We start from the raw sequence: 3,323 nt of genomic DNA on the forward strand, positions 1-3,323 counted from the left end.
TATGTAAGTGGCTTTAAAGCTGCGGTTGATGAAGCTGATGATGCCAAGATAAGCACGATCGTTCTTGAAGGACTTAACATAGAACTTCACGGCTGTGCTTCTGTTTATGAAACATGGGCGACCAGCATGGAAGTTTTAAAGGATAACATTCACAGCAGGTTTGGAAGTAAGTACGGAAACTGCGATGAATACGACTTCTTTATGGCATCGAATGCTTACGGGAATCTGTGCGGAGATGCATCAAAGGACGGAATGATCCTTGACCTTGTCAACAGGTTCACCAACTTCGATAATCAGCAGGCTGCCAAGATTTCATCTGTTAGTTTCCCCTATAGAATAGGCAAATTAAAACAGGAGATTGAAGAGCTTAGGAGCTGTAAAGGTTTACTTGTGAATGGTAACGGCGACATTGAGATGGGCGTTATCGAAAGGCTTGGTGATTTCCTTGAGGACAGCGTAAATAGAGCACAGGGTTCGGGAAGTTTTGTAGATAAACTCGGTAAGAATGTGCTCAGCACTATTGTTAAGTATGATCCTGTAAATATGTGCAGCGGAAACTACATAAACGAACACGTTGACATTGAACTTGGAGGTAAATATCCTCTTTCATTTGCAAGATTCTATAACGCAATGGACAAAAAGGGCGGACGTCTCGGAAAAGGCTGGAAGCATACCTTTGAAAAGCGCATTGTGGAAGAAGACGGAATAATAACGATAGAAAAGTCTGACGGAAGTAAAGGCGAGTATAAAAAGATCGATGATGTATATGACAAAGACCTTTACTTCGAAACACAGGGCGAACAAGGACTCCTTGAAAAACTTACAGGCGGCTATGTTATCACACAGGATGACGGCACATATGAGAGATTTGATGACAGGGGATATCTTGTAGCGCTTGGAGATTTCGACGGCGATAATGTATCTTTTACATACGATATCGTTGGAGGCAAGCGCTGTGTTACACATATAAGTACCAAGAACGGAAACACTCTGACATTTGAGTATCTTGAAAAATGTATCTTCAATGAACTTGGAAAAATAAGAGTTACTCTTATGACATCTGTTACCGATCAGGCGGGCAGGTGTGTTTCTTATACCTATGATGATGACAGGCTCACAGAGATAAAAGGAACTGACGGAGCAGTAAGGAAGTTCACATACACGGAAGATGGAAGAATCAAGGATGTAATTAATCCAAAAGGAATTACATCTATCACAAATGAGTATGATGAGCAGGGAAGAACAGTAAAGCAGAGTTTTCCTGACAATACTGTGATGACATATGAGTATGACGACGAGAAGAAGATAACGGTTGCTACAGAGCAGAACGGCAATAAGGTTACTTACACGCATGATGATTTCGGAAGGCATATAGAGACAGCCTACTATGACGGCAAGGAAACTTATTCATACAATGGCATGAATCTTAAAACAAGTATTACCGATAAGAACGGCAATACGACCAAAATCGCTTATGATAACAGAGGTCATGTAACGCAGGTTATTGATGCACTTGGAAACAAGACGAACTATACATATAATGCAGACGGAAAGATTCATACCGTAAAAGGACCAAGAGATGATACATACAAATATTTTTATAACAAAAACGGCACGATAAAAGAGATTGCTGCTCCCGGAGGAAATGCCAGAATTTTTGCATACAGTGACGGAAACATAAAAGCAGTCTATGACGATAGAGGAATAGGGCCAATCTTTACTTACGATGACAGAGGAAACGTTGCTACGGTAACAGATCCTGACGGAGTAAAGACGAGCTATAAGTATGACGAACTTAACCGTGTCGTAGAAACAGTTTCTGCTGACGGTGCTAAGACTATATTTGAGTACGATAACGCCGACAGAATCATAAAGACAACAGATGCCCTCGGAAATACAAGGGAATACAGATATGATAAGTCGGGTAAAGTGACTTCTGTTAAGGAGTTTGACGGAACTCTTAAAAGCTATGACATCAATATCATGGGAAGGGTTTCAAAGGTAACCGACGAAGCAGGAAGAAGTACAGAAATAAGCTATAACGTAATGGGTAAGCAGGAGCTTGTAAAACTTCCAAACGGCGGGCAGATAAAGTATGAGTACGACCCTCTTATGAGACTTATTAAAGTCACAGATCCCGAGGGAAGAACTACTGGTTATGATTATGATAAGAACGGAAATGTAACGGCTGAGTATCTTGGCGATGTCAGGGTAAAGAGCTATGTTTATGATGCCCTTAACAGAGTTACGGAAGAGATAGATGCTCTCGGTCATAAGACAAGCTATGCATATGATGAAGCGGGTAATGTTACGGAAGTTACAGATACTCTCGGAAACGTTTCAAAGCGTGAGTATGACCTTTTAGACAGAGTGACAAAGGAAACGGACGCTCTTGGAAATGAAGTATCTTACAAATACACCAAAATGGATCTTATAGATTCGATCACTGATGCAGTTGGAAGGGTGCGCAAATTCACTTACACAGAAGGAAAAAGACTTACATCAGTAAGCTTCTGTGGTGTAACAGAGCAGGAACTTATATATGATGAAGCAGGAAGAGTAAAGACAAGAAGATTTTCTGACGGTTATGAGATTAACTATGGTTACGATGCCTTAAGTAGAGCAAATAAAGTAGCAGGCTCAGACGGAAGATGTGTTGAATATGAGTATGATGCGTTTGGAAGAGCTACAAAGGTAATTGATGGAAATAGCACAACTCTTTATACATATACAGCTACAGGCCGTCTTAAGAGCGTAGTAGATGCTCTTGGAAATGAGACTGCTTATACTTATGATGCTCTTGATAATCTTAAGAGCGTACATAGAGCAGAAGGTCTTGTAAGTGATGAAGAAAAATCAGGTGACATCTTCCCTACAGTAGGTAAAGACGGACGAGTAACTATTTATTCATATGATCTTTCAGGTCAGCTTACGGAAGTAACAGATGCTCTTGGGCAGAAGGAAACTTATGAGTACGATCAGTATGGACGTCTTAAGACAAAGACTGACAGGGATAGCTATGCAACAACATATGAGTATAACAATGCCGGCGGAGTAACAAAGGTAGGATATGCTGACGGAAGAAGTGTTGCATTCTCATATAACGAGCTTAATCAGTTAAATCAGATAAATGACTGGTATGGAAAGACAATCCTTGAAAATGATATCTTAGGACGCCTGACAAAAGTAACAGACTTTAAGAACAGGACTGTAGCTTATGAGTACGGTGCTACAGGTGAAAGAACAAAGCTCACATATCCTGATGGCAGAGAAGTCATCTACAATTATGATGATAGACTTCAGTTGAGCAGCGTAATCGGAAA

At 40.5% G+C, this 3,323-nt stretch carries 1 protein-coding gene; it reads left to right on the top strand.

The genetic code is table 11. The features are described 5' to 3' along the window. A partial coding sequence (locus DL92_RS0116860) for a DUF6531 domain-containing protein (RefSeq protein ID WP_026668366.1) occupies positions 1-3,323 on the top strand: 3,323 nt, incomplete at both ends.

Origin of the sequence: Butyrivibrio sp. AE2005, assembly GCF_000686965.1 — a bacterium.
Lineage (GTDB): Bacteria > Bacillota > Clostridia > Lachnospirales > Lachnospiraceae > Butyrivibrio > Butyrivibrio hungatei_A.